The sequence below is a fragment of the Pyrinomonadaceae bacterium genome (assembly GCA_036277115.1).
GTDB lineage: Bacteria > Acidobacteriota > Blastocatellia > Pyrinomonadales > Pyrinomonadaceae > UBA11740.
The window spans coordinates 607,677-614,549 of record DASUNM010000024.1 but is presented as its reverse complement, the minus strand read 5'-3'; the positions used below and the strand labels follow the sequence as shown (position 1 = coordinate 614,549).

The 6,873-nt window shown below is 55.1% G+C and carries 8 protein-coding genes; 5 read left to right on the top strand and 3 right to left on the bottom strand.

The annotated features are described in order from the left end of the window. Positions 1 to 250 precede the first annotated feature (250 nt). The 3 genes from VFX97_16205 to VFX97_16195 form a co-directional block, all read right to left on the bottom strand. Positions 251 to 535, bottom strand: coding sequence for an RNA-binding protein (locus VFX97_16205; protein ID HEX5704744.1), 285 nt, complete (start codon positions 533 to 535; stop codon positions 251 to 253). A 297-nt stretch (positions 536 to 832) separates the two neighbouring features. Next, positions 833 to 1,507 carry a pyridoxamine 5'-phosphate oxidase family protein gene (locus tag VFX97_16200; protein HEX5704743.1) on the bottom strand — a complete coding sequence of 225 codons (675 nt, stop codon included), beginning with the start codon at positions 1,505 to 1,507 and terminating at the stop codon, positions 833 to 835. Positions 1,508 to 1,657: 150 nt separating this feature from the next. Further along, positions 1,658 to 2,227: a BON domain-containing protein gene (locus VFX97_16195; protein HEX5704742.1), complete on the bottom strand. Its 570-nt coding sequence runs from the start codon at positions 2,225 to 2,227 to the stop codon at positions 1,658 to 1,660. A 330-nt stretch (positions 2,228 to 2,557) separates the two neighbouring features. Between VFX97_16195 and VFX97_16190 the strand changes: the two genes are divergently transcribed. From VFX97_16190 to groL, 5 genes are all read left to right on the top strand, one after another. Further along, entirely contained in the window at positions 2,558 to 3,052 is a 495-nt protein-coding gene (locus VFX97_16190; GenBank protein ID HEX5704741.1) for a DinB family protein, read from the top strand. 235 nt (positions 3,053 to 3,287) lie between these two features. Further along, positions 3,288 to 4,187, top strand: a complete 900-nt coding sequence (locus VFX97_16185; protein HEX5704740.1) for a phosphoribosylaminoimidazolesuccinocarboxamide synthase — start codon at positions 3,288 to 3,290, stop codon at positions 4,185 to 4,187. A 78-nt stretch (positions 4,188 to 4,265) separates the two neighbouring features. After that, positions 4,266 to 4,526 (top strand): helix-turn-helix domain-containing protein, encoded by a 261-nt coding sequence (locus VFX97_16180; GenBank protein HEX5704739.1) that lies wholly within the window; start codon positions 4,266 to 4,268, stop codon positions 4,524 to 4,526. Between the two features lie 193 nt (positions 4,527 to 4,719). Continuing rightward, positions 4,720 to 5,034, top strand: a complete 315-nt coding sequence (gene groES, locus VFX97_16175; protein ID HEX5704738.1) for a co-chaperone GroES — start codon at positions 4,720 to 4,722, stop codon at positions 5,032 to 5,034. A 41-nt stretch (positions 5,035 to 5,075) separates the two neighbouring features. Continuing rightward, positions 5,076 to 6,725, top strand: coding sequence for a chaperonin GroEL (gene groL, locus VFX97_16170; GenBank protein HEX5704737.1), 1,650 nt, complete (start codon positions 5,076 to 5,078; stop codon positions 6,723 to 6,725). Positions 6,726 to 6,873: the final 148 nt, after the last annotated feature.

Genomic DNA, 6,873 nt, shown 5'->3' with positions numbered 1-6,873 from the left:
AGAAAAAAAGTGCCGCGACAGCGGTAAGATGGGCGCTCAGAAGGAAGAATCCCATGCCCCAATTCGCTTGGGCCCGATTGATCTGCCTTACGGGCATCGGTTCGCTATCTTGGTCTAAGTTCAAAAAGCCTCTTTACCGTCGGGGCGCCGGCTACTGGCATCCGTAGAACCTTCAAATTAATTCGACACAGAGAGGATCTCCGCGATTCGACATTACGGAGACCCACATATCTGACTGTTACCAGCGAAATTAGTAGCGGCGTCCGCCACCATTGCCACCGCGGTTTTCCTGCGGTTTGGCTTCATTGACTTTCAGGAAGCGACCGCCGATTTCCTTGCCGTTGAATTGCGCGATCGCTGAAGTCGCTTCTTCCTCGCTGGACATTTCCACGAAGGCAAAGCCTCTCGAGCGTCCGGTGTCGCGGTCTTCCACAACACTAGCGGAATGAACCGTGCCGGCCTGACCAAACAATTCCTGCAGTTCTTGACTAGTCGTCTGGAAAGCGAGGTTTCCAACGTAAAGTTTCGTTGACATGTAAATTTACCTTTCCCCTTTTCGGGAATGAAAGAAGCTGACGAACGGAACGGGCTTCGGCGAAACGGTAGCGGTCGAAGGACCAGGTTCGGATGCTCTTTGTAAAGAAGAGCGGCTTCTGAAGTTTGAAATCAGCCTGCTCTCGAACCATCCAAAACGTCCGGCGCTAATCGACTTGTGCGCGGGGCGCATCACCGTTGATGCGCGAGAGAAGGGTTAACCGTGCACTATGATGCCTTATTTGGCCATTCAGTTGCAAGGTGGATTGGCGCTTGCGGTCCCAAGGCAACGTTTTTGTTAAGGCTTTTGCTCGGAATCAGAACCTCGACGGTACCCGATCCCGTACGGCGGAGTCGGAATGTTTGCGCCGAGTCGTGGATCGGGGATGGGCTCACTTGCAGTCATTTGGAGAGGAATGACACCCGCCCAAACAGGCAGATCGTAATCCTCTTCGTCGTCAACGGGTGGGCCGGTGCGAACCTTCGCGGATGCTTCAGTTAAGGGGATTGAAAGCACCGTGGTGAGCTGGAGTTCGCGATCATTCGGCCCACGAACCTCGTCCCAACGGCCAGGAATCATGTGTTCGGAAAGAGCCGTGAGGGCAGTCACTTTCTCTTCGCGGTTTTCGATCAGCCTTGCGCGCCCAAAGATAACGACCGACCGGTAGTTCATGGAATGGTGAAAAGCCGAACGCGCCAACACCAGGCCATCAATCAGAGTTACATTGACGCAGACGTCAATTCCCTGCCCCACTTGTCGCAACATGCGACTGGCTTGCGAGCCATGGATGATTAGTTCATCCCCGGCGCGGGCATAGCCGGTCGGAATCACTATCGGCTCACCGTTAAGCACGAAAGCCACATGGCAAATAAAGCCTTCGTCAAGAATTTCGTTGATTTTCTGCCGTTCGAAGCTGCCACGCTGCGGCAGCCGTTTCAGAGTTGTGCGTGGCGTGCGGGGAAGCTCGTTCATGCCCTGAGTGTAACGAGAATCCGAGTTCAATCAAGCGGGCAAAACAGCAGAAGCGCCGGAGCACAAGGCTCCGACGCTTCAGAGGCTGGGGTGCTGGACGCGACCGCATAACCTGCCGGTCGCGCCCAGGGACACGAGAAACTTTAAAACCTAACCTACGCTGATTTGATTATCGACGGCTGTTACGCCCTTGATGTTTCGGATCGCGCGTTCTACTTGTGTTTTCAACGCCTGGTTCTGGACGATTCCGGTCAACGTAACCTTACCGTCAAGCACAGTTGCCGTAATCCCCAGACCCGAGAACGTCGAATCTTCGCTCAACCTTTTGTCAACGGCTGCCTGAACCGCCGAGTCTCCGTTGCCCGTAGCCGGAGCTGAACCGCCCGAGGCTGGTGGATTATTAATGATCACCGGCGGCTGCGTGGCGGCCCCTGGTTGCTGAATGATCACGGGTGGTTGCTGCGCTGCCGGCTGTTGCACGATGGTCGTTGCCGGTTGCTGCTGCGTCAGCGCGTTCTCGTTAGCTGTTTGCTGTTGGTTCATGACGAATAAGATGATGAGCGTTGCCAAGGCAATGACGCCGACAACGATGGCAGCTAGTGCTGCTCCGGAAATTCCGCTTCGATCCGGATGATGAACTGCTTCAGTGCGTTCCACCTCGCGGTGCGTCGTTGGTGTATCCACCACGATTCGTCTGTGTTCTGTTTCTCGTTCAGCCATAGTTATTCTCCAATTCTCAAAAGTGATTCAGATCGCAGAGGAGCGAACCTCACTGCCTGTAGGTGCAAACGTTATTCCAACTCTTCCGGTCGCAATGTTCATGCAATAAACACACGTTGCATTAACGTTTTTCAAAGAAATCGGAGCTGAGACTGAATAGTTGAATCCCCGTGACCGAATCACTTCGATTCTTAAGACCAAATCCAATTGCACTAGAAACAGACGCCTCAGGGCCAGGACTCACTTGACGTTGTTGCAGCAAGGGAGTAGTTTCCGCTCGAAAATTCACGTGCGGCGCGTTGACGCATTTACGAGAAGAAAGGATTGTTTATGGGCCCCGATGAAAGACAACAGCTAATCTCGCAATATGAGGCCGGCTATGATGAAGTTCTGCGGAATTTAGCCGGTTTTCCGCCTGAATCTTTGACCGCTCACCCAATTCCCGGTAAGTGGAGCGCCGCTGAAATCGTCCATCATTTGGCTGACAGCGAGACGACCAGCGCGCTGCGTCTGCGTCGCTTGCTGGTTGAAGATCATCCGCTAATTCAAGGCTACGATCAGGATCAATACGCCGCGAAACTGCGTTACAGTGAGCGCGATATAACTCCGGCGCTTGAAGCTTTCCGTTTTGCGCGCGCAACGACCGCGCAACTCATCCATCTGATGACCGAAGAGGATTGGCGACGTGAAGGCACACACTCGGAGAGCGGTTCGTACTCAACAGAAGATTGGCTGCGCATCTATGCCGCGCACGCGCACAATCACGCCGCGCAGATTGGTCGCTTGCGGGAAGCACTCGCCAACAGTTCAGCCGCCAGCGCCTAGTTCAGTTGCCGATTTGCGCGGATGACGCGATGAAAGGAGGAGCTTAACTCATTCTGGTTTTTCCTGTCCGCGCTAATCCGCGTTCCATCTGCGGCTTGATCTTTCTTCCCTTTCCGATCGATTGTGATCACAACACAATCGATCGGTTTTATTTTGATCGTTTTCTTGACAGCGCGAACACGAATGAGCAAGATCGCGTCGCTCCAATTTCATTTCGATTTAACACGGCGCAATGATGACAGCAGTGGCCCCTGTAGTTGAAACTACTCTTTCCGATCTCCAACTAATCAGACGCGGCAAGGTTCGAGACGTTTATCAGGTCGATGAAGATCGTCTGCTAATCGTCGCCACGGATCGCGTCTCGGCATTCGATTGTGTGATTCCGACGCCGATTGAACGCAAGGGCGAAGTTCTGACTTCGCTTTCGCAATTCTGGTTTACGAAACTTGGGCATGTCGTGCCTAATCACCTGATCACGACGCGCATCGAAGAGATGCCGTCAGTCGTCCAGAACCATGCGGACGAGCTGCGCGGCCGCTCAATGCTGGTTCGCAAAACGGAAGTGTTCCCCGTCGAGTGTGTCGTGCGGGGGTACATCACGGGGTCTGGCTGGAAGGATTACCAGAGGACCGGAGAAATCTGCGGACATAAACTACCGGCGGGGCTCCGCGAATCGGAACAACTCTCTGAACCAATTTTCACCCCAGCAACGAAGGCTGAAACCGGCCACGATGAGAACATCAGCGAGCAGCGCATGGAAGAGATTGTCGGGCCCGAGATCACCGCGAGCCTGCGCGAAATCTCTTTGACGCTTTACAAACAAGCGGCCGAGTATGCCCGCGAACGAGGAATTATTATCGCGGACACGAAGTTCGAGTTCGGCCGAGACCGTGAAGGCCGCTCGATCCTGATTGACGAGGTCCTGACGCCCGATTCGTCGCGTTTTTGGCCGGCAGATCACTACGGAGTCGGTCGCGGCCAGACTTCGTTCGACAAGCAGTACGTACGCGATTACCTGGAAACACTCGATTGGAACAAGCAGCCTCCGGCGCCCGAATTGCCGCCGGAAGTTGCCAAGGCCACAACCGGGCGATATCTGGAAGCGTACAAGCTGCTCACCGGCGAGAGTTTGTAGTTTTGAGTAGCCCAACGCTTCAGCGCTGGGTAGAAGACGAAAATATATACGTGGCCGCTTTAGCGGCCTGTTGAATCAATGCAGATCCGCCCCCGTTTAGAAGCCGTCATTGAAGACATGCTCGATGGCCGCATCCTCCTGGATGAGGCCCTCGAGGAGTTCGAAAAGCTGTATATCCAGAAGGCTTTCGCCCGTAATAAGAAGCGTATTTCCAACACCGCCGAAGCCCTGGGCATCCACCGCAACACCATTTCCAAGCGTGTTAATTCCTACCGCGCGGCCGAGCGCAAGCATCAACTCGTCTATACGAACGGCAAAAAGCGGTCGAAACTCCATTAACCCGGGCCGTCGGGTTCTGAACCCAGACCACATTTCGTTGCCGTACCCGGTTGACAACCGGGGTCGCCATTCTTATATTGCTCTTTAGCACTCATCATTCAGGTTTGCCAATATCGCAAATCAAGACGTAAGAATTTCTGAGCACGATCGTGCTCAAAACTGAGCAGAAAAAGGAGATTAGGCAGCAATGGCAGTGAATATCAGACCGCTTCATGACCGCGTGATTGTGCGCCGCATCGAAGAGGGCGAGCAGATGCGCGGGGGTATCATCATCCCCGATACCGCAAAAGAGAAACCGCAGGAAGGCGAAGTCGTCGCCGTGGGCGAAGGCAAGTATCGCGAAGACGGTACGCGCCAGACTTTGGACGTGCAGCCCGGTGATCGGGTGTTGTTCGGGAAGTACAGCGGTTCAGAAGTCAAACTCGATAATGAAGAGTTTTTGATCATGCGCGAGGACGAGATCCTGGGGATCATCCAGCGCGCGGCGGCCGGCAAAAAAGCCAAATAAGGCCGCGCTAACAACGAATCTAATCAGGAGAAGAAAACGAAATGGCAAAGCAAGTAGTTCATGGCGAGGATTCGCGTGCGGCGATTTTGCGCGGCATCAATCAACTCGCTGACGCAGTGAAAATCACGCTGGGGCCCAAGGGCCGCAACGTGGTGATTGAAAAGAAATTTGGCTCGCCGACAATCACGAAAGACGGCGTGACAGTCGCCAAGGAAATTGAATTGAAGGACGCGCTCGAGAACATGGGCGCGCAGATGGTTCGTGAAGTCGCTTCAAAGACGTCGGACGTCGCCGGCGACGGCACCACCACGGCCACGGTTCTGGCGCAAGCGATTTATCGCGAAGGCGTGAAGACCGTTGCGGCGGGCGCTAACCCGATGGCGCTTAAGCGCGGCATCGACAAGGCCGTCGAAAAGGCCATCGCTGAAATTCAACGCATGGCGAAACCCGTAAAGGGCGACATGATTGCGCAAGTGGGTACGGTTTCGGCCAACGGCGATTCAACCATCGGCACCATCATCGCCGAAGCAATGGATCAAGTCGGCAAAGACGGCGTGATCACCGTGGAAGAATCGAAGACGATGGAAACCGCTCTCGAAGTCGTCGAAGGTATGCAGTTCGACCGCGGCTATCTCAGCCCCTACTTCGTGACCGATCCGGAACGCATGGAAGTCTCCCTTGAAACCGCGCTCATTCTGATTCACGAGAAAAAGATTAGCTCGATGAAGGACCTGCTTCCCTTGCTCGAACAAGTCGCGAAGATGGGCAAACCAATGCTGATCATCGCCGAAGACGTCGAGGGCGAAGCCCTGGCGACGCTGGTCGTCAACAAACTGCGCGGCACACTTAACGTGGCGGCGGTAAAGGCCCCGGGCTTTGGCGATCGGCGGAAGGCAATGCTCGAAGACATCGCGATTCTCACCGGCGGCAAAGTCATCAGCGAGGATCTCGGTATCAAACTCGAGAATGTTCAGCTTTCGGATCTGGGACGCGCCAAGAAAATCACGATCGACAAAGACAACACCACGATCGTCGAAGGCGCCGGCAAGCCGGCGGACATCGAAGGGCGCGTGAAACAGATTCGCGCTCAAGTCGAAGAAACGTCGTCTGACTACGATCGCGAGAAATTGCAGGAACGTCTGGCGAAGCTCGTCGGCGGCGTGGCCGTCATCAAAGTCGGCGCGGCGACTGAGACCGAGATGAAAGAAAAGAAGGCTCGCGTTGAAGACGCCATGCACGCGACGCGCGCGGCCGTCGAAGAGGGTATTGTCGCCGGCGGCGGCGTGACTCTGGTGAGAGCGGCCAAGGCCCTGGAAGACGCAAAGAGCGTAATCGGCAAGGGCGGTGACCCTGACGAACAAATTGGCGTCGGCATCGTGCGGCGCGCGCTCGAAGAGCCTTTGCGGCAAATCGTTCAGAACGCCGGTCGCGAGGGCGCCGTCGTCGTCGAACGCATTCGCACCGAGAAGAACGAAAACCTGGGCTTCAATGCCGCGACTGAAGAATACGAGGACCTGGTGAAAGCCGGCGTCATCGATCCGGCGAAAGTGACGCGTACTGCTTTGCAGAACGCGGCCTCGATTGCCGGCCTGATGCTGACCACTGAAGCTATGGTGTCGGAGATTCCTGAAGAGGAAGGCAAAGCTCCGATGCCCGGCGGCATGGGTGGCATGAGCGGCATGGGCATGTAGCCTTAGCAGTAGACCCGACCGTTCGGTTCGGCAGTAGCCCAAATCGTTAGGTCAGCGTAATAGCGAAAAGCGGCTTCGATCACATGATCGAAGCCGCTTTTTCTTTAGCTTTAAAAACGCGTGCCAGCTCGAAGGTAGCGATCACGGG